Source organism: Brevundimonas sp. SGAir0440 (genome assembly GCF_005484585.1).
GTDB lineage: Bacteria > Pseudomonadota > Alphaproteobacteria > Caulobacterales > Caulobacteraceae > Brevundimonas.
In genome coordinates this window covers 1,282,280-1,299,102 of record NZ_CP039435.1, presented here as the reverse complement: position 1 = coordinate 1,299,102, position 16,823 = coordinate 1,282,280, and the positions used below count along the sequence as shown (strand labels likewise).

Genomic DNA, 16,823 nt, shown 5'->3' with positions numbered 1-16,823 from the left:
CTTCTGAAGCCACGCCGTGCGCCCTATCTTCGCCCCATGCCCATCGCCCGTCTCGACAGTCGCGCCCTGATCTCCGTCACGGGCGAGGATGCGAAACCCTTTCTGCACAATCTGTTGACCCAGGATGTGGAGACGTTGGCCGAGGGCGAGCTGCGCTTCGGCGCCCTGTTGTCCCCGCCCGGCCGGTTGCTGTTCGACCTGTTCCTTCTGGGACAGGCTGACGGCGTCCTGCTGGATGTCGCCGCCAACCGCCGCGACGCCATGATACAGCGGCTGTCGATGTACAGGCTGCGCGCCAAGGTTCAGGTCGCCGCCGACGACCGCCCGGTCTTCGCCGCCTGGCCCGAGGCGCCCGCCGGCTTCATCCCCGACCCCCGCACGCCCCTGATGGGCGGCCGTCTCTATGGCGAGGCGACTGCGGACGCCGCCGAGGCCGACTACGACGCCCACCGTCTGTCCGTCGGCCTGCCCGATCCGACCGCCGACGCGCCCCAGGACAAGACCTATCCGATCGAGGCGGACTTCGACCTGCTGAACGGCATCGACTTCCACAAGGGCTGTTTCGTCGGCCAGGAAACGACCTCGCGGATGAAGCGCCGAGGCACGATCAAGAACCGGATGCTGCCGCTGGACTTCGACGGCCCGCCCCCCGCCTTCGGCGCCGAGGTGCTGAAGGGCGAACTGCGCGCGGGCGAGGTCCTCTCGGGTCAGGACGGTTCGGCCATGGCCCTGCTGCGCGTCGACCGCCTCGACGGCGACCTGACCGTGAACGGCCGCCCGGTGCGCTTGCGCAAACCTGCCTGGATGGGCGAGGACGTCCTCCCCTCCTCCAACGTGTGAGTCCCCCCATGAAGATCGCCGATCAGATCGTCCTCGTCACCGGCGGGGCGCGCGGCGTCGGCGCCGCCTGCGTCCGCGCCTTCGCCCACGAAGGCGCTCGCGTCGTCATCAACTGGAGGAACAGCGGCGAGGCCGCGAACGCCCTGGCCGCCGAGATCGGCGAGCGCGCCCTCGCCCTCCAGGCCGACGTGACCGACCGCGCGGCCGTGGACGCCATGGTCGCGGCCGCGCAAGGCCGTTTCGGCGCCGCCGTCACCACCGTCGTCAACAACGCCCTGGACTACAGCTTCAACGGCGACGCCCGCTCCCAAATGACCGCCATCGGCTGGGACGAGATGGATCGCCAGTTTTCGACCGTCGTGCGCGGCGCCCTGAACCTGATCCAGGCGACCGCGCCCGGCATGGCCGCCGCCCGGTTCGGCCGCATCGTCAACATCGGCACCAACCTGTTTCAAAATCCGGTCGTGCCCTACCATGACTACACCGCCGCCAAGGCCGCCCTGCTCAGCCTGACCCGCACCGCCGCCGGCGACCTCGGCCCCGACGGCGTCACCGTCAACATGGTCTCGGGCGGCCTACTGCGCACCACCGACGCCAGCGCCGCCACGCCCGAGGCCGTCTTCGACCTGATCGCCGGCATGACCCCGCTGCGCAGCGTCACGACCCCGCAAGAGTTCGCCGACGCCGTCCTCTTCTTCGCCTCCCCCTGGAGCCGCGCGGTCACCGGCCAGAACCTAGTCGTGGACGGCGGATTGGTCCGGGACTGAAGCCCGCGATATTCCTTCTCCCGCTGGGAGAAGGTGGCCCGCAGAACCGGATGAGGGTCGGACGGGGGCCAGTTCGCACAATCCGACCCTCAAACTTTCGCGCCAGAACGACGGCTATCGCCGCCGTGCGCTCAAGCCCTCTCCCAATGGGAGAGGGATCAAGCGACGCCATCCATCGTATCGCCGCGAAATTTCCACAAACATTTCAGTATTTTGCTTGCGACCAGCGTCAATCGACCGGCCCCCGCCGCCGACGCCTCTACTATGCGCGGTTTTACACCAGAGGCCGCAAAACCTGACCGCATCCACCCGAGCCCAGCCTCCGAGATTAGACGAATTAGACACTTTAGACGGTGTTTTTTCTCCGTTGCCTCGAGGCACAACACCCTTTCCTCAATCGGAACAGACTGGCAACGTCAGGCCATGACCGACTCACACGCCTCAGAGGGTCTCGGCGGCCGCTGCGGCTGGTGCGGGACAGACCCCCTCTATGTCGCCTATCACGACACCGAATGGGGCGTGCCCGAGCGCGATCCCCGCGCCCTGTGGGAAAAGCTGGTGCTCGACGGCTTTCAGGCCGGTCTCGCCTGGATCACCATCCTCAGAAAACGCGAGGGCATCCGCGACGCCTTCGACGGTTTCGATCCCGAGATCGTCGCCCGCTACGACGAAGCCGACATTGAGCGCCTGCTGAACGATCCGCGCATCATCCGCTCGCGCGCCAAGATCAACGCCGCCATCCGGGGCGCCCAGATCTGGCTCCAGATGCGCGATGACGGCGAGGACTTCTCCGCCTGGCTTTGGTCGTTCGTCGGCGGCGAGCCGATCCAGACCCCCTACGCCGACTATCGCCAGGCCCCGACCCAGACCGAACAGTCCGTCGCCATGGCCAAGGCCCTGAGAAAGCGCGGATTCAACTTCTGCGGCCCGGTCATCGTCTATGCCTTCATGCAGGCCGTCGGCATGGTCAACGATCACCAGACGACCTGCTTCCGTCACGCCCAGGTTCGTGCGATGGCGAGCCATGGCTAAAGCCCCCGCAAATCCGAAAGCCTTCCCGACCCTCGCGCTGGAAAATGTGCTGATGCAGCGGGTCAACGGTCACGTCTGCGGCGTGGACGAGGCCGGGCGTGGTCCCTGGGCCGGGCCCGTCTCGGCGGCGGCCGTGATCCTGAACCCTGACGACCTGCCGCCCGGCATCGACGATTCCAAGGCCCTGACGGAAAAGCGTCGCGCCGCACTGGAGCCTGAGATCAAGGCCCGCGCCGTCGCCTGGGGCATCGGTTTCGCCTCTGTCGACGAGATCGAGGAACTGAACATCCTGCACGCCACGGGCCTGGCCATGTGCCGCGCCATCGAGGCCTTGCAGGTCCAGCCGGTCGCCGCCCTGGTCGACGGCAACTATCGCTTCAAGCTTCCCTGCGAAATCCAGACGGTCGTCGGCGGCGACGGGTTGTCGCTATCCATCGCGGCGGCCTCGATCCTGGCCAAGACCGCGCGGGATCGGCTGATGATCGATCTGGACGCCCAGTATCCCGGGTACGGCTTCGCCAGCCACAAGGGCTACAACGCCCCCATCCATCAGAACGCCTTGAAAACCCTAGGCCCCTGCCCCGCCCACAGGCGCAGCTGGTCGCCGATCAGGGCGCTGTTGCAGGAGGCCTGACGCCGTCTCAGATGTGCAGGAAGCCGCCCAGCAGGGCGCCCATCAGGGCCGCTACTGCCGCCCCGGCGATCGCCATCATCCAGCGTGGCGGCGGCGCCACCTCGGGCTCGACATCGATCTGTTCGATGGGTTGAGCCGCTTCGACCGGCCGCGTGTAGCGCGCGGCGTTGTGGGTGAAGGTCGCATCCGCCGTCCGCGGCGCCCAAGAGCGCGGCTCGGCCGCCGGACGCACACGGTAGTCGTCGGGGCGATCGGTCTTGGGGGCGGTGTACGGGTGCGGTTGCATAGTCCCACAACGGCACGCAGCGATTCGCGTTCCGCCCTACCCTTCGTTGTTTTCATTGGTGTCTATGCGGCCACGGGCAAGGAGACCGGCTGCTCGGTTACCACGAACAGGTGCTCGACATTCTTGAGCCGCCCGACTTGCCCGACCTTCTTGCCCTTGGGATTATGGATTCCGATCCGGGCGCCGACATAGCGCGGATGCGCCATCTCCAGCACCTGCACATGGCCTCGCGCCGACAGCATCTCGACCAGATCGGCGCGGCTCAGATACCCCTCGTCGTTGAAGCTGACGATCAGGTTCGGCGCCTTGAGCCGCTCGATCACCGTCCGCAGCGCCGGGCCGATGCCGGGCCGGCTGTTGAAGGCGCTCTTGCGCGTCCTCACGTCCACCCGCTTGTTGGCGACCCCATAGGTCTCAGGCCGGTCCCACAGCACCAGGCTCTCCCAGCAATGGTAGTTGCCCAGATAGGAATGCTGGTTATAGGGCGGGTCCAGATAAACCAGGTCCGCCTCGACCTGTTCGGCGATCTCGACCGCATCGCCCTGCGTCGCGCGGCACGGCCCGCCCACGGCTGGAACCAGGTCCGGCGTGCGCAGCTCCAGCGTCTTCAGCGCCCTCGGCGCCCACTGCTTCATATAGGCCATCTGAACCCCGGCGGTGGAATCCACCCGGTCCGCCGCCTCCATCAGGCTGACCAGGGCGATGGCCTTGAGTTCCGGCTCCAGTCCCATGACCTCGATCCGGTCGCGCATGGCGTCGATCCGCGCACCGTTGTCCGGGTGGAAATACCGCGCATCCTTACAAAAGGCCTGGGTGAACCAGCCCGCCTCGGGCTTCACCGTCCGCAGCTCGGCCAGCACGATCTCGGCCCGCTCGACCCACCGTTCCCGATCCGCCTGGACATAGGTCGTCGCCAGGGCGTGGGCATAGGCGTTCAGGTCGTTCGACCAGACCTGAAACCCCTGCTTCTTCAAGGCGTGCCCGACCCGCGCCGTGCCCGAAAACAGATCGCACACCCGCCCGCCCTGCGGCAGCACCCCCGCCACCGCACCCGTCACATGCCCCAGCAAGGCGCGCTTGGAGCCGATATATTTGATCATGACGCGGCCCGACTCATCGCGGCAGCATAGCGGTTGTCGCAAGACGCGCGAAGTTGCCCGGATCGTCGGAATCCAACCGCCGCGCCTGGCTTCAAGCCAACGCGCGGTCCATGCTCGGTGCGGCGATTAGGGAGAAGGCGCATGTCCCACAGTGAAACCCATCGGGTCGATCGGATCGGCTGGCTTAGGGCGGCGGTGTTGGGGGCCAATGACGGGCTGGTGTCGACGGCCAGTCTGATGGTGGGCGTCGCGGCGGCGGCGACCAGTCATGGCGGCATACTGATCGCGGGCGTGGCGGGACTGGCGGCGGGCGCCATGTCGATGGCGGCGGGCGAATATGTCTCGGTCAGTTCGCAGTCCGACACCGAAAAGGCCGATCTGGCGCGCGAGGCGGTCGAACTGGCCGGCGATCACGAGGCGGAGACGCGCGAACTGGCCGGCATCTATGTCGGGCGAGGCGTCGCGCCGGATCTGGCGACCGAGGTGGCGCGCCAGATGATGGCGCATGACGCGCTGGGCGCCCATGCGCGCGACGAGCTGGGTATTTCGGAGATCACCACCGCACGGCCGATCCAGGCGGCGCTGACCTCGGCGATCACCTTCTCGGCCGGGGCCGCCCTGCCTCTGATCGTCGCCGTTGTCGCGCCGTTGGACACGCTGGCGATCTGGGTCGCGGCTTCCGCCCTGCTGGGTCTGGCCGTGCTGGGCGCCCTGGGCGCCCGCGCAGGCGGCGCGCCGATCGGACGATCGGTTCTGCGCGTGGTCTTCTGGGGCGCGCTCGCCATGGCCATCACCGCAGGCGTGGGCCGCCTGTTCCACATCGCCGCCTGATCAGAAACGGGCGGTCAGGGCCAGGCGGGCGGTGAGCGGTCGTTGCGGCGTGCTGATGTCGCCCGAGGCGTAGAAGGGATTGCCGAAGGTGAAGGTGTCGTCGCTGCGGTTGAACAGATTGTCCACCGACGCCCTGATCGCCCAGCGATCGATCTCGACGCCGACGCCCAGCGAACTGGTCAGATAGCCGGCCGAGGCGCCGGTGGAGGTCGGCGACAGGGCGATATCGGTGGGGCCGACATAGCCCAGGCGAAGCTCGGATCGCACCGTCGCATGCGCCAGATGCGCCTCATGCACGACGCCGGCCTGCACGCTGAAATCGGCGACCGCCGGCAGGCGCGTATCGGTCCCCAGCGCGAAACCGGGGTCCGGTCGGGTCAATTCGGGATCGTTGACGACGGCATGCGCATCCAGCGTCCATGGGCCGTCGCGCCATTCGACCTCACCCTCGATGCCGCGATTGCGGCCGTCGCCCAGATTGGCGGTGAAGGGCAGACCCCGGGCGTCGAACCGGTCCGACTGGATGTTGCGCCAATCGGCGACGAAGACCGCGCTTCGCCCGCGCAGTCGCCCTTCGAACAGGGTGAAGCGCGCGCCCGCCTCGCCGGCGAGGATCTCGTCCGGCTTCACCCGTCGCGCGGGCTGCTGATCGCCGCCCGGCACGGCGCCGGCGTTGAAGCCCGGCCCGCGATAACCCTCGGTCGCCAGGGCGTAGAAGACGAAGGGGCCTCGGTCATACTCGATCACCAAACGCGGGGTGATATCGACCAGCGCGTCTTCTTCAGAAACCTGCGTCGGATCGCCGTCGGTTTCGCTGCGATGCTCGACCCCGATGCGGAACAGGCGCGCGCCGGCCGTGATCTTCAGGCGGTCGTTCAGCGCATAGGCGGCGTCGCCGAATAGGGCCGCCTCGTCCACATGGTCGCGCCTGTGCTGTCGATAGACCCCCGGCCCGCCCTGCCCGTCCGAGATCGCGACGGTGCGGGTGTGGGTGTATTCCGAGAAGAACAGCCCGGCGCTCCATTTCAGTCGCGCGCCGAATTCGCCGTTCAACCGCACCTCATGCACCGCTGCCGACAGGTCGTCGGCCTGGTCCAGCGCCGCTGCGCCCGTCAGTCCGAACAGTCCGGCCGCAGGCGTCGCATCGTAACGCGCGTCAAGCCCATGCGACTGAACGCTGGATGAGGCCCGAAGCCGCGCCCAACCGAAATCTCCGTCCACCGAGGCCCAGACGCCGTCGAAATCGTTGCGGCTGGGCTCCGTCAGGCTGCGACGACGCGCATAGGGTTGGTCGCCGCCCAGGTTGGCGTACTGGCTGTCGTCGACGTCGATGGTCTGGGCCAGGAAGCCCGTCTTCAAGGTCCAGCCGGGCGTCAGACGCAGCAACGCCGCCGCCCTCAGCCCCTGCCGATGCATACCGCCGGTATTGCTAAGGCCAAGGGCCTGATCATCGACGTAGCCCCCGACCGTCTCGTCATAGCCGACGACCCGGACCGCCAGGCGATCACGCAGGATCGGGGCGTTGATCATCAGCTCGACGGCGTCGCCCGGCGCGCCGCCAGCCGTCAGCGCCCCCTCCGCCGTCACCCGCCCATAGACGCCGTCCAGGTCCGGCGCGCGGCTGACCATCTGGACGACGCCGCCCATCGAACCGGCGCCGTACAACGCCCCCTGCGGCCCGCGCAGAACCTCGACCCGTTCGATGTCGGCCAGACGCAACGCCGGGTCGGGCGCGTCATAGGTCAGGCGCACATCGTCGAGATAGAGCCCGATCAGGCTTTGCGCCTGTCCCGCAACGGGTCCGTCCGCCAGGCCGCGGATGAAGAGCTTGTCACGCCCCGGCCCCAGATTGGTGACCGTCAGGCCGGAGACGCGCGCGGCGACGCCGTCAAGGTCGCTGACCCCGGCCCGTTCCAGCGTCACCCCATCCAGCGACGACAGGCCGTAGGGGGCGCGCGACAGCAGCAGATTGTCCGTGCGTGACGCCGTCACCACGACTTCATCCAGCGTCGTCGGGGTCACGGGCGCGGGCGGCGCCGAGATCGTCCGCGCCACGGCAGGCGGCGCGGCGGCGATCCGCACGATCCTGTAGGCGCCGTCGCCGACGCGGGTCGCGACGCAGTGCGTGCCCAGCATCAATCTGGACAAGGCGGCATCGACGGAAAGTCGGCCCCTCACCCCGCGCGTGGGGCCGCATCGCTCGGCTCCGGCGGCGTCGATGCTGACGCCCGCCTGCAGGCCGAAGTCGAGAACGGCCGTCCGCAACGGCTGAGGCGAGACCGACACCTGAAGCGACGAACGCTCTTGGGCCATGCCGATCGACGGCGTGGTCACACCGCAAACGACGACCAGGGCGCAGAGGAAGGCTCGTACCAAAACGCGACGTCCGAAGCAGGTTCAGCGCCGTTCTAGACGAACCCCTTGCGGCCCGCGAGTGGCCTTGATCGGCAGGAACCGTTCCAGCCGGCCGATCACCGCCGCTTCGTCATCAAGCACCAGCGTGCCGGAGAAGCGCAGGTTCGCCGCATTCGGCGCCACGGTCACCGGCGTGGCGAAGGCGCGGTTGAGGTCGGCGACGATCTCGCGCAGCGGCCGATCGTCATAGGCCCGTCGCCCCAAGGTCCAGGCGGCCGCGGTGCGGACATCGACGGGGGCCACGGTCATCCGGTCGTCGGCGTCGTCGCGCTGCACCGACTGACCGACCGTCAGACGCACCCGCCGCGCGGGCTGTTTCAGGTCGCTGACCTCGACAACGCCCCGCAGCACCGCCACCTGGGTGTCATCGGCGGATCGGCGGATGTTGAAGGCCGTGCCGACCACGCGCACCTGGCTTTCGCCGACATTGATCAGGAAGGGTCGGCCGGCGTCATGCGCGACGTCGAAGGTGGCCTCGGCCTGATCCATATGCACCAGACGCCGTCCTCGCTCCATCTTCACCGACAGGGTCGAGCCGCCGTTGATCTCAAGCCGCGATCCGTCGTCCAGCGTCACCGTCCGCGTTTCGCCGGGCGCGGTGCTGTACACCACGGTCGGCGCGGTTTGCAGCATCGGACCCAGGAAGATCGCCGCGGCGAGGGCCGCAGCCATCGCCGGGACCGCGACCATCCATCGCCGCCCCGGTCCCTTGCGCCGCTCGCGGTGCGCCGACAGGTCGATGACTGGCGCCGGCTGAACGTCGGAACGGTCGTCTAGGACATCCGACGCCGCCCACAGCCCCTCGGCCTCGTCGAAGGCGCGCCGATGGGCCGGGTCTTGATCGAGCCAGGCCGTCGCCGCGTCGATGTCCGCAATCGTCACATCATCGGCGCGCAGACGCACGACCCAGGCGGCGGCCTGGGCGGCGATCTCCTCGTCCTTGATGACGGCGTCTTGGGTCATGATCCGGTCCGGGCCCGAGCGGGCTTTGGGGGAGAGACGACACGGTCGCGCCGCATCCTCAATGAAAAATGGCGAAATCCGGTCGTCATGGCCAACCGACCCGCAGCAGCAGTTCCTTCAGCGAGGCGGAAACGTATTTTTCGACCGCGCTGCGCGAGACGCCCATCCGTTCGGCCACCTCGGCCTGGCTGAGCCCGGCCATCTTGTGCAGACGGAAGGCCTCTGCGGCCTTGGGCGGCATCCGGTCAATCGCGGCGACAACCTTTTCCAGCTTCAGCTTGGCCCAGACAGCGTCCTCTGCCGACGGCGCATCCTGGGCTTCGGCCGCATCATCGATAGCGGAAGCGCGCCGCCATTCCAGATCGCGCGCGCCGGCACGACGCTGCGCCTTGGACGCATCCAGGGCCAGATTGGCGGCGATCCGATAGAGGAAGGCCTGCGGGTGGCGGACCTCGGCGGCGGCCTCCTCGGTAATGGATTGCAGCCGCACCCAGACATCCTGCGCCAGATCTTCGGCCGCAGCCGACGATCCCGTGCGCGCCGTCAGAAAGCGCACCAAGGCGGGGCGGCTGTCCAGCCACGCGTCCGCCAGGGCTTGCCGCGCCGGTCGGCTCGGGTCGTGCTGAGGGGGACCGGAAGAGGCGTTCACCACCCCATCGTGGGTTGCTGCGCCCTCTGCGGCAACCGCGATTGCGACGGCGAAAGATTTTTTTGTGGGGGTCGCCGCACCGCGTCGTCTCTGGCCCGAAGTCCCCAGGCCCGAGGCCCGCATGTTTCCACTCCGCCTGCCCGAAGACGCCGATCCGGTTCGGCCGCGCGTGCGCCGCACGCTGTCGTCGCGCATCATCCGGTTCGACGACCCCTGCCGAGGCGAACGTCGCCGCGTGGAGCAGTTCATTGAGGCGGCCTATGCCGAGGCCTATGGCGGCCAGATCCAGGCCCATTTCCCGACCCTGATGAGCGTTCAGGACGAGGCGGGCGTCATCTACGCCGCCGTCGGCTTCCGGCACGCGGCCGAGGCGCCCCTGTACTTGGAACAATATCTGGACGGTTCCGTCGAGACCGTGCTGAGCCAGGCCATCGGCGCCGTCATCGACCGCGCGCAGGTGGTTGAGATCGGCAGCCTGGCCTCCAGCGGACAGGGCGCGACCGTCTTCCTGTTCGCCGCCATGGCCCATCATCTGCAGTCCGAAGGTCTCCGGTTCGCCGTCGCCACCGCGACCGACGAACTGCGCCGCATCTTCCACAAGGCCGGTCTGGGCGCGCTTCAACTCGCGCGCGCCGATCCGCGCCGCCTCGACGACGGCGGCGGCAGCTGGGGCGCCTACTATCAGACCGATCCGGTGGTGCTGGCCGGCTCGATCGACGCGGCGACCGCACCGCTGGATCACTTCTCCGAAACCGCGCCGGTCGGACGGGCCGTCCGCACCCGTCTGCACTACGAGGATCGCTCATGAGCGCCGTTCTGGACGCCCTGTCGCGTCGCGCCCGCACCACGCCCGATGATGTGGTGATCCAGTGGGCCGAAGGTTCGCTGACCGCGGCCGAACTGCTGGCGCAGGTCGGTCAGCTGGCCACCGCCCTGGCCGATGATCGATCTCCGGTCGGTGTCCTGCTCGACAACGGGCCGGCCTGGGTCGTCGTCGATCTGGCGCTGATCCTCGCCCAGCGACCGAGCGTGCCGATCCCGCCCTTCTTCACGGCCGCTCAACGCGATCATGCTCTGGCCGACGCCGGCGCGGGGCTGCTGATCACGCCGGGCGCTCCGGGCGAACTGACGGCGGGCGGCGCGCCGATCCGGCTGACGCCGACGGGGCTGCCGGTGCGGGATCTGCATCCCGGCACGGCCAAGATCACCTACACCTCCGGCTCGACCGGCGCGCCCAAGGGCGTCTGCCTGTCGCAGGATCAGATGGAGGCGGTCGCCGCCTCTCTGGTTCAGGTCCTGGGCCGAGACCGCGCCGGGCTGCATCTGCCGGTGCTGCCGCTGGCGGTGCTGCTGGAGAATGTCGCCGGCCTCTATGCGACGCTTCTGGCCGGCGGCCGCTATCACGCCGCCAGCCTGGCCGAGGCCGGGATGGGCGAGGCCTTCCGCCCCGACTTCGCGCGCCTGCTGACCACAGTTGTCCAGACCGGCGCCACGACCCTGATCCTGGTTCCCGAACTGCTGCGCGGCCTGATCGCTGCTCGAAGCGTGATGCGGCTGGATCATCGGCTGGAGATGATCGCGGTCGGCGGCGCCCGCGTGTCCCCGGCCCTGCTGGAGGCCGCCGCCAACGCCGGCCTGCCCGTGGTCGAGGGCTATGGCCTCAGCGAATGCGCCTCGGTCGTGGCGCTCAACAGTCCGGACGACGCCCGCCCCGGCACGGTCGGCCGGCCTCTGCCTCACCTTGATGTCCATCTGGCCGACGACGGCGAAATCCTGGTCTCGCCCCATCCCTTCCTCGGTTACGTCGGCCAGGCGCCAGCGCCGGAGCGTCTGCACACCGGCGACGTCGGCCGCTTCGACGCCGATGGAAGGCTCACCATCGAAGGCCGCAAGGCCAACACCCTGATCACCGCCTTCGGCCGCAACGTCGCGCCCGAATGGGTCGAGAGCGAGCTTCTGGCCGAGCCCCAGATCCTTCAGGCCATGGCGATGGGCGAGGCGCAGGCGGCGTTGTCGGCCCTGATCGTGGCGATGCCGGGCGCCGAACCGGCCCAGGTCGAAGCCGCCGTCGCGCGCGCCAACGCCCGCCTGCCCGACTACGCCCGCATCGGCGACTGGCGTCTGGTGCCGCCCTTCGATCCCGCCGCCGGTCAGGTCACCGCCAACGGTCGGCCGCGTCGAAAGACCCTGCTGCGCACCTACGCCCCCTCCCCCTCGCAAGCCGCCTGAGAGTTCGCATGTCGTTTTTTGAAACCTTGGTCGCCGCGACCGCAACCGAGCGAGCCGCCTTCGCCGCCATCCCCCAGATCAGGGACGGCTTGGCCGGCCGCATCAGCCGCGACACCTACGTCGCCTATCTGGCCCAGGCCTATCACCACGTCCGCCACACCGTGCCGCTGATGCAGGCCGCCCGGGCGCGGCTGGACGATGATCACGCCGTCTTCAAGGCCGCGCTCGACGACTATATCGCCGAGGAAACCGGCCACGAGCAGTGGATTCTGAACGACATCCGCGCCGCCGGCGGCGACCCCGATCAGACCGTGCAGCACGGCCCGAACGTCGCGACCGAACTGATGGTGGCCTATGCTTATGACACCATCCAGCGCATCAATCCGATGGCCTTTTTCGGCATGATCTATGTGCTGGAGGGCACCAGCATTCAGCTGGCCAGCGTCGGCGCCGAGGCCGTGCAACAGAGCCTCGGCCTCCCGCCCGCCGCGTTCACCTATCTGATTTCCCACGGGGCTCTGGATCAGGATCACATCCTGTTCCTCAAGCAACTGCTGGACGGAGTGTCGGACGCCGACGACCGCGCCGCCATCGTCCACATGGCCAAGGTGATGTTCGGCCTGTTCGGCGGGGTCTTCGCCTCCATCCCCCACATCGCAGCGCGGGAAACGGTCGATGCAGTTTGAGGATCGCAACATCCTAGTCACCGGCGGCTCCGGCGCCTTGGGGCGTCGTGTGGTCGAGCGGATCGAGCGCGAGGGCGGTCGGGTCACGATCGTCGCCCGCGCGCCGGTGGCGGGCCATCACACCCTGGTGGGCGACCTGTCCACTCCGCAGGGCCTGGACAGCGTCGCCGAACTGGCCGGCGGCCGCGCCTGGGACATTTTGATCAATATCGCCGGCATCCAGCATTTCGGCCCGCTGGAGCAGCAGACGCCCGAGCATCTGCTGGCGACCTATATGGTCAATCTGGTCGCGCCGGCGCGTCTGGCCCAAGCCGTCCTGCCCGGCATGAAGGCACGCAAGCACGGCCAGATCGCCAACGTCGGCTCCATTTTCGGCTCGATCAACTTCGCCCACTTCGCCAGCTATTCCAGCGCCAAGGCCGGGATGCGGGCGCTCAGCCAATCGTTGCGTCGCGAACTGGCCGGCACGGGCGTCGGCGTCACCTATGTCGCGCCCCGCGCGGTGGCCACGCCGTTCAACTCCGCCAAGGTCGACGAATATGCGCGCCTGACCGGCATGGCTGTCGACGATCCCGACCCGATCGCCGACCGCATCGTCGCCGCCATCCGCAGCGATCGCCGCGACGTCTACCTCGGCTTCCCCGAAAGCCTGTTCGTCCGCCTTAACGCCCTGGCGCCCGGCCTGATCGACGGCGCCCTGAAATCAAACGACCTGAAGGCCCGCGCCCTGTTCGCCGGCTGAACCACAGAACAAAAGGAGAGACACGCCATGAAGACCGCCCTGTTCGCCCTGGCCCTGATGGCCGCCCCCCTGACGGTCGCCTCCGTCGCTCATGCCGACGCCTGCGACGACCGCGCGCGCGGTCTCCAGCAGTCGTGGGACCATGTGAATTTCGAGGTCCCGCAAGGCGTACGAATGGCGGAAATGGCGCGGCTGAACACCCAGGCCGACGCCGTCGTGGCCCAATGCCCCAACCGCGCCGAACCTCTCGTCTGGGACGCCATCATCACCGCATCGGAAGCCGGACTGAAGGGCGGCATCGGCGCCTTGGGCCTGGTGCGTGAAGCGCGCACCGAACTGGAACAGGCCGAGCGGATCAACCCGCGCGCGCTGAACGGCTCGGTCTATGTCAGCCTCGGTTCGCTCTACGCCCAGGTGCCGGGCGCCCCGATCGGTTTCGGCAACCGCCAGCGCGCCCGCGACTACCTCCAGCGCGGTTTGGCCATGGCGCCCAACGACGTCGACGCCAATTTCTTCATGGGCGATCTGCTGGTGCGCGAACACGACTGGAACGGCGCCGCCCGTTATCTGCAAAAGGCCATCGACGCCCCCGCCCGTCCCGGTCGCGCCGTCGCCGACCGTGGTCGCAAGGCCGAGGCCCGCGCCCTGCTCGTCCGCGCCCAGCAGCATCAGTGAACAGACCCGCCATGAGCCCTGTTCCCCCTGCCCTGTCTCTCGACGTCGTTCAGCGGCGTCGCAAATGGTTCGCCGGTCTTGTTCTGCTGGCCCTCATCGTCCTGACCGCCAGCGTCCGCTCGGTCGCCGCCCTCGACGGCGAATGGCATGAGGGCGTCGAAGGCCTGGGCCTGGCCGCGATCATCGTCGCCATCGTCGGCCGCGCCTGGTGCTCGCTCTATATCGGCGGACGCAAGAAGGCCGAGATCGTCGATCGCGGCCCCTATTCCATCACGCGCAACCCGCTCTATGTCTTCAGCTTCATCGGCGCCTTCGGAGTCGGCGCCCAGACCGGCAGCGTGACGATCGGCGCGATCTTCGCCGTGGCGACCTTCCTGGTCTTCCTGCGCACGGTCGGTCGCGAAGAGGCCTGGCTGGCCGAACATTTCGGCGCGCCCTACGCCGCCTACTGCGCCCGCACGCCGCGCTTCCTGCCCAATCCCGCCCGCTGGCGCGACGCTGACGAACTGACCATCCGTCCCGCCTTCTTCGTCCGCACCCTGCGCGACGGCCTGGTGTTCCTCGCCGCCCTCCCCGTCATGGAGGGCATCGAGCATCTGCAGTCATCAGGGTTGATCGGTTTTCCGGTCAGTCTGTTCTAGACCTAACCGTCGCGCCATTCGCTGAGCATTTGGCCGTTGGCGTCTTCGAAGGCGACGCGGTCGAGTTGCACTGCGCCGATGCAAACCGGCCGTTGATCAGGGGCTGCCGCACGACAGTGGATAGCGCGGCCGTCGGCGAAGGCGGTCATCCGGCCTTCCAGCACGAGACGATAGCCCTGTGCTGATGGCGCAGGCGGCTGGCCATCCTCGCCGCGCAGGGTGAACTCATAGGCGCGGCCGTTTCGGCGGCCAGTCCGCGCGCCGTTTGGCTTGAATACGGCGGCCAGACCCGCCGTTTGAGGCGAGGCCTGGCTTGAAGCCGAGTCTGCGGACGCCAGCGCCGGGCAGGCCTCGGTGCGCAGCCACGGCCGGGCCAACCAGAAGCCTTCGACCGCCTCCAGGCTGGTGTCGTCGTTTCCGATCAGGCCGGACCGCAGCCAATCCGTCGGCGCCAGGCTGAACTTCAAGCTCTGGCGATCCTTCGCCCAAGCGACTGTCGCCAGCCCATCGGTCGCAGCCTCGGCGGCGTCGCCGGGCTCACTGCACCCAAAGGCCTGGCGCACGACAAAGCGACGTCCTGCCAGAGAGGCGCCCCCGACCTCGCGCCCTGCGGCGAAGGCCGAGGCGGCGATGTCCATGGCCTGAAGCAGGCCGGCGCGGTCCAGGACCGGCGCTGGCGCGACCGTCACGACCGGCGGCGTTTCGGATTTTTTGTCCGGAGCGGGCGCCGGCTGCGGCTCACGCTGGCAGCCGGCGAGCGCCAACAGGGACACTGCAAGCACGACGAGCTGGTGACGAGGCGACGCAATCGGATCGAGCATGGAACCACCCTAACACGCGAACCGCTGAGGGGGATGCGCTCACCCGAAAAAGGTTGACGCGAGCGATGGGGGACGGTCTGCACAGCATCATGACTTTCGACCAGATCGCCGCCCTCGCCGTGCTCGTCGCCGTCGTGGGCGTCCTGATCCATGGCAAGATGCGGGCCGATGTCGTCGCCCTGACGGGGGCCGCCGTGCTTCTGCTGCTGGGCGTCGTGCGGCCGGTCGAGGTGCAGGGCGCGTTCGCCAGTCCCGCGGTCATCGCGCTGGCCGGCCTGTTCGTTATCGCCTACGCCATTGAACTGTCCGGCCTTTTAGGCTGGCTGATCCGACAGGCGACGCAGCTTTCCGCCCGGATCGGCGCCCGAGGCATCTGGATCGTCATCGGCCTGTGCGGTTCGGTCGGCGGCTTTCTGAACAACACCCCTGTGGTGGTTCTGGCCGCGCCGGTGATCCGCGACGTGGCCCAGTCGCTGCGCCTGTCGCCCAAACGCTTTCTGATGCCGCTCAGCCACGTCACGGTCATGGGCGGTCTACTGACGCTGATCGGGACATCGACCAATCTGCTGGTCAACGATATGGCCCGCAACGCCGGCCAGCCGGTCTTCGGCCTGTTCGAAATCACGCCCGTGGGATTGGCCATCGCCGTCGTCGGCGGCCTATGGCTCTATTTTGTGGGCGCGCGCCAACTGGGTCGATCGGTCGCCATGGACGAGGCGGAAGCCGCGCGTCTGGCGGAAATGGAAGAGGCGCGTCGTCGCGCAGAGGCCGAAGCCATCAATCGCCGCAAGCGCCTGCTGCCGTTCGGCCTGCCGCGCCTGGGCGGATCACGAAACCAGGTCGACGGATCGGGCGACGCGCATCTCGGCGACGTCGAACTGTATGGCGCCGCCGACCGTCCGCTGCGGCTGAGGCCGGCTGCGATCTCGCTCGGCGTGTTTGTTCTGGTGATCCTGTCGGCCGCGCTGGGGTGGGCGCCGATCGCTGCCTCGGCCTTCGCCGGCGCCGTCGGCTTGATCCTGCTGCGCGTCATCACGCCCGAAGAGGCCTATGCCGGACTGCGCCCCGAAATCCTGCTGCTTATCGCCGGGATGGTCGTGGTCGGCACGGCGATCGAAGTGACGGGGCTCGCGTCCGCCGGCGCAGATCGTCTGATCGGCGTGATTCGCCCCTTGGGGCCGCTGGGCGCCCTGATCGTGCTTTACGGCGTGACGCTGTTCGCCACCGAACTGCTGTCCAACGCCACCGTCGCGGTCCTGATCACCCCCATCGCCGTAGCCCTGGCCGAAAGCCTGGGCGTCGATCCCCGCCCCTTCCTGGTGTGCGTCATGATGGCGGCCTCTGCCGCCTTCGCCACCCCGTTCGGCTATCAGACCAATGTGCTGGTCTTCAACATGGGCGGCTACAGCTACATGGACTTCGTCCGCGTCGGTCTGCCCCTGAATCTGATCACCTGGATCGCCGCCATGGTCGCCATCCCGATCTTCTTCCCGTTTTGATCGAGTAGCGTTC

The 16,823-nt window shown here is 68.4% G+C and carries 18 protein-coding genes; 12 read left to right on the top strand and 6 right to left on the bottom strand.

Annotated elements, in window-relative coordinates; translation table 11 throughout:
- The first annotated feature begins 36 nt into the window (after positions 1 to 36).
- From E7T10_RS06295 to E7T10_RS06280, 4 genes are all read left to right on the top strand, one after another.
- On the top strand, positions 37 to 840 hold the full coding sequence (locus E7T10_RS06295; protein WP_137721144.1) for a folate-binding protein YgfZ: 804 nt from the start codon (positions 37 to 39) through the stop codon (positions 838 to 840).
- Positions 841 to 848: 8 nt separating this feature from the next.
- Complete coding sequence (locus E7T10_RS06290) at positions 849 to 1,607, top strand: 3-oxoacyl-ACP reductase (protein WP_137721143.1); 759 nt, start codon at positions 849 to 851, stop codon at positions 1,605 to 1,607.
- A gap of 423 nt (positions 1,608 to 2,030) precedes the next feature.
- A complete protein-coding gene (locus E7T10_RS06285; protein WP_137721142.1) occupies positions 2,031 to 2,639 on the top strand; it encodes a DNA-3-methyladenine glycosylase I in 609 nt (202 codons plus the stop codon).
- Between the two features lie 52 nt (positions 2,640 to 2,691).
- On the top strand, positions 2,692 to 3,273 hold the full coding sequence (locus E7T10_RS06280; protein ID WP_137722576.1) for a ribonuclease HII: 582 nt from the start codon (positions 2,692 to 2,694) through the stop codon (positions 3,271 to 3,273).
- A 7-nt stretch (positions 3,274 to 3,280) separates the two neighbouring features.
- Here the strand turns inward: E7T10_RS06280 and E7T10_RS06275 are convergent, their stop codons facing one another.
- A complete protein-coding gene (locus E7T10_RS06275; RefSeq protein ID WP_091748209.1) occupies positions 3,281 to 3,559 on the bottom strand; it encodes a hypothetical protein in 279 nt (92 codons plus the stop codon).
- Positions 3,560 to 3,621: 62 nt separating this feature from the next.
- Positions 3,622 to 4,659, bottom strand: coding sequence for a DNA adenine methylase (locus E7T10_RS06270; RefSeq protein ID WP_137721141.1), 1,038 nt, complete (start codon positions 4,657 to 4,659; stop codon positions 3,622 to 3,624).
- A gap of 141 nt (positions 4,660 to 4,800) precedes the next feature.
- Between E7T10_RS06270 and E7T10_RS06265 the strand changes: the two genes are divergently transcribed.
- Positions 4,801 to 5,490 carry a VIT family protein gene (locus E7T10_RS06265; RefSeq protein WP_137721140.1) on the top strand — a complete coding sequence of 230 codons (690 nt, stop codon included), beginning with the start codon at positions 4,801 to 4,803 and terminating at the stop codon, positions 5,488 to 5,490.
- Here the strand turns inward: E7T10_RS06265 and E7T10_RS06260 are convergent, their stop codons facing one another.
- The 3 genes from E7T10_RS06260 to E7T10_RS06250 all read right to left on the bottom strand — a co-directional run bounded on the left by E7T10_RS06260 (position 5,491) and on the right by E7T10_RS06250 (position 9,517).
- Positions 5,491 to 7,824, bottom strand: coding sequence for a TonB-dependent receptor (locus E7T10_RS06260; RefSeq protein WP_137721139.1), 2,334 nt, complete (start codon positions 7,822 to 7,824; stop codon positions 5,491 to 5,493).
- A gap of 63 nt (positions 7,825 to 7,887) precedes the next feature.
- Positions 7,888 to 8,868: a FecR domain-containing protein gene (locus tag E7T10_RS06255; protein ID WP_137721138.1), complete on the bottom strand. Its 981-nt coding sequence runs from the start codon at positions 8,866 to 8,868 to the stop codon at positions 7,888 to 7,890.
- A gap of 85 nt (positions 8,869 to 8,953) precedes the next feature.
- A complete protein-coding gene (locus E7T10_RS06250; RefSeq protein WP_246846124.1) occupies positions 8,954 to 9,517 on the bottom strand; it encodes an RNA polymerase sigma factor in 564 nt (187 codons plus the stop codon).
- A 121-nt stretch (positions 9,518 to 9,638) separates the two neighbouring features.
- Between E7T10_RS06250 and E7T10_RS06245 the strand changes: the two genes are divergently transcribed.
- Genes E7T10_RS06245 through E7T10_RS06220 form a run of 6 tightly spaced genes read left to right on the top strand, consistent with a single transcriptional unit; the run spans position 9,639 to position 14,490 of the window.
- On the top strand, positions 9,639 to 10,325 hold the full coding sequence (locus E7T10_RS06245) for a thermostable hemolysin (protein ID WP_137721136.1): 687 nt from the start codon (positions 9,639 to 9,641) through the stop codon (positions 10,323 to 10,325).
- The gene (locus tag E7T10_RS06240) at positions 10,322 to 11,746 is read left to right on the top strand and encodes an AMP-binding protein (RefSeq protein WP_137721135.1); all 1,425 of its coding nucleotides are present in this window, start codon (positions 10,322 to 10,324) and stop codon (positions 11,744 to 11,746) included. The genes E7T10_RS06245 and E7T10_RS06240 overlap by 4 nt, the downstream gene beginning before the upstream one ends.
- A gap of 8 nt (positions 11,747 to 11,754) precedes the next feature.
- Positions 11,755 to 12,432 (top strand): TenA family transcriptional regulator, encoded by a 678-nt coding sequence (locus tag E7T10_RS06235; RefSeq protein WP_137721134.1) that lies wholly within the window; start codon positions 11,755 to 11,757, stop codon positions 12,430 to 12,432.
- The gene (locus E7T10_RS06230; RefSeq protein ID WP_137721133.1) at positions 12,422 to 13,174 is read left to right on the top strand and encodes an SDR family NAD(P)-dependent oxidoreductase; all 753 of its coding nucleotides are present in this window, start codon (positions 12,422 to 12,424) and stop codon (positions 13,172 to 13,174) included. The genes E7T10_RS06235 and E7T10_RS06230 overlap by 11 nt, the downstream gene beginning before the upstream one ends.
- A gap of 27 nt (positions 13,175 to 13,201) precedes the next feature.
- Positions 13,202 to 13,849: a lipopolysaccharide assembly protein LapB gene (locus tag E7T10_RS06225; RefSeq protein WP_137721132.1), complete on the top strand. Its 648-nt coding sequence runs from the start codon at positions 13,202 to 13,204 to the stop codon at positions 13,847 to 13,849.
- Positions 13,850 to 13,860: 11 nt separating this feature from the next.
- Complete coding sequence (locus tag E7T10_RS06220; protein WP_137721131.1) at positions 13,861 to 14,490, top strand: isoprenylcysteine carboxylmethyltransferase family protein; 630 nt, start codon at positions 13,861 to 13,863, stop codon at positions 14,488 to 14,490.
- A 2-nt stretch (positions 14,491 to 14,492) separates the two neighbouring features.
- On the opposite strand, the gene E7T10_RS06215 is transcribed toward E7T10_RS06220, so the two are convergent.
- Positions 14,493 to 15,311 carry a hypothetical protein gene (locus E7T10_RS06215; RefSeq protein ID WP_137721130.1) on the bottom strand — a complete coding sequence of 273 codons (819 nt, stop codon included), beginning with the start codon at positions 15,309 to 15,311 and terminating at the stop codon, positions 14,493 to 14,495.
- An 89-nt stretch (positions 15,312 to 15,400) separates the two neighbouring features.
- On the opposite strand from E7T10_RS06215, the gene E7T10_RS06210 reads away from it, so the two are divergent.
- Complete coding sequence (locus E7T10_RS06210) at positions 15,401 to 16,810, top strand: SLC13 family permease (protein ID WP_091749145.1); 1,410 nt, start codon at positions 15,401 to 15,403, stop codon at positions 16,808 to 16,810.
- The last annotated feature ends 13 nt before the right edge of the window (positions 16,811 to 16,823 follow it).

What these genes read in the sequence shown, in the direction of transcription:
- E7T10_RS06295 (WP_137721144.1), top strand. Translation starts at nt 37, where the DNA reads ATGCCCATCGCCCGTCTCGACAGTCGCGCCCTGATCTCCGTCACGGGC.
- E7T10_RS06290 (WP_137721143.1), top strand. Translation starts at nt 849, where the DNA reads ATGAAGATCGCCGATCAGATCGTCCTCGTCACCGGCGGGGCGCGCGGC.
- E7T10_RS06285 (WP_137721142.1), top strand. Translation starts at nt 2,031, where the DNA reads ATGACCGACTCACACGCCTCAGAGGGTCTCGGCGGCCGCTGCGGCTGG.
- E7T10_RS06280 (WP_137722576.1), top strand. Translation starts at nt 2,692, where the DNA reads ATGCAGCGGGTCAACGGTCACGTCTGCGGCGTGGACGAGGCCGGGCGT.
- E7T10_RS06275 (WP_091748209.1), bottom strand. Translation starts at nt 3,559, where the DNA reads ATGCAACCGCACCCGTACACCGCCCCCAAGACCGATCGCCCCGACGAC.
- E7T10_RS06270 (WP_137721141.1), bottom strand. Translation starts at nt 4,659, where the DNA reads ATGATCAAATATATCGGCTCCAAGCGCGCCTTGCTGGGGCATGTGACG.
- E7T10_RS06265 (WP_137721140.1), top strand. Translation starts at nt 4,801, where the DNA reads ATGTCCCACAGTGAAACCCATCGGGTCGATCGGATCGGCTGGCTTAGG.
- E7T10_RS06255 (WP_137721138.1), bottom strand. Translation starts at nt 8,868, where the DNA reads ATGACCCAAGACGCCGTCATCAAGGACGAGGAGATCGCCGCCCAGGCC.
- E7T10_RS06245 (WP_137721136.1), top strand. Translation starts at nt 9,639, where the DNA reads ATGTTTCCACTCCGCCTGCCCGAAGACGCCGATCCGGTTCGGCCGCGC.
- E7T10_RS06240 (WP_137721135.1), top strand. Translation starts at nt 10,322, where the DNA reads ATGAGCGCCGTTCTGGACGCCCTGTCGCGTCGCGCCCGCACCACGCCC.
- E7T10_RS06235 (WP_137721134.1), top strand. Translation starts at nt 11,755, where the DNA reads ATGTCGTTTTTTGAAACCTTGGTCGCCGCGACCGCAACCGAGCGAGCC.
- E7T10_RS06230 (WP_137721133.1), top strand. Translation starts at nt 12,422, where the DNA reads ATGCAGTTTGAGGATCGCAACATCCTAGTCACCGGCGGCTCCGGCGCC.
- E7T10_RS06225 (WP_137721132.1), top strand. Translation starts at nt 13,202, where the DNA reads ATGAAGACCGCCCTGTTCGCCCTGGCCCTGATGGCCGCCCCCCTGACG.
- E7T10_RS06220 (WP_137721131.1), top strand. Translation starts at nt 13,861, where the DNA reads ATGAGCCCTGTTCCCCCTGCCCTGTCTCTCGACGTCGTTCAGCGGCGT.
- E7T10_RS06215 (WP_137721130.1), bottom strand. Translation starts at nt 15,311, where the DNA reads ATGCTCGATCCGATTGCGTCGCCTCGTCACCAGCTCGTCGTGCTTGCA.
- E7T10_RS06210 (WP_091749145.1), top strand. Translation starts at nt 15,401, where the DNA reads ATGACTTTCGACCAGATCGCCGCCCTCGCCGTGCTCGTCGCCGTCGTG.